Raw genomic sequence first — 599 nt, 5'->3', positions numbered from 1 at the left:
CCAAGCCCGCGCCGATCATTACGGCACCGCCGGCCGTGGCCGCCGCGCCTGCGCCGGCCACCGCTGCGTCGAGCGAGGCTGTTCCCGCACCGGCGCCGGCTGTGACTTCAGCCTTGCCGCGCAACGGTTCCGCATCGGCGCCAGCGCCGGTGGCCGCGGCCCGCCCGCCTGCTGCCGCACCCGCTCCCGTTCGACCACCGGCCACGGCGGCCTCCGAGTACGCCGTGCGCCCTGGCGACTCGCTGTCCAAGATTGCCACGCGCACCCAGGTCAGCGGCATCTCGCTGGACCAGATGCTGGTCGGCCTGTTCCGAAACAATCCCGACGCCTTCATCGACGGCAACATGAACCTGCTGAAGTCGGGTGCCGTGTTGCAGGTCCCGTCCAGCGACTCGCTGGCCGCGGTGCCGGCGCCCGAAGCGCGTCGTGTCATCCTGGCCCAGAGCGCCGATTTCTCGGCCTACCGCCAGCGCCTGGCCTCCGCCGCGCCGACGCTGCAAAACAGCGGGAGCGAGCGCCAGTCCAAAGGACAGGTGCAGGCCGCCGTCGAGGACCGCAAGCCCGCCGCTGCGCCGACGCCCGACAAGCTCACCCTCAGC

General features: G+C 72.5%; 1 protein-coding gene and 1 pseudogene. One reads left to right on the top strand and one right to left on the bottom strand.

Annotated features, from left to right (window positions below):
* Positions 1-205 (bottom strand): annotated as a pseudogene (locus tag AC1DU6_RS34850) (hypothetical protein); the annotation flags it as partial.
* A 19-nt stretch (positions 206-224) separates the two neighbouring features.
* Between AC1DU6_RS34850 and AC1DU6_RS34845 the strand changes: the two are divergent.
* Positions 225-599 (top strand): FimV/HubP family polar landmark protein (locus AC1DU6_RS34845; protein ID WP_477863097.1); only part of this gene is annotated, 375 nt, incomplete at its 3' end.

The organism is Roseateles sp. P5_B10 (genome assembly GCF_056400485.1).
The sequence above is the reverse complement of the archived record's forward strand: the minus strand, read 5'-3'. Positions and strand labels throughout refer to the sequence as shown.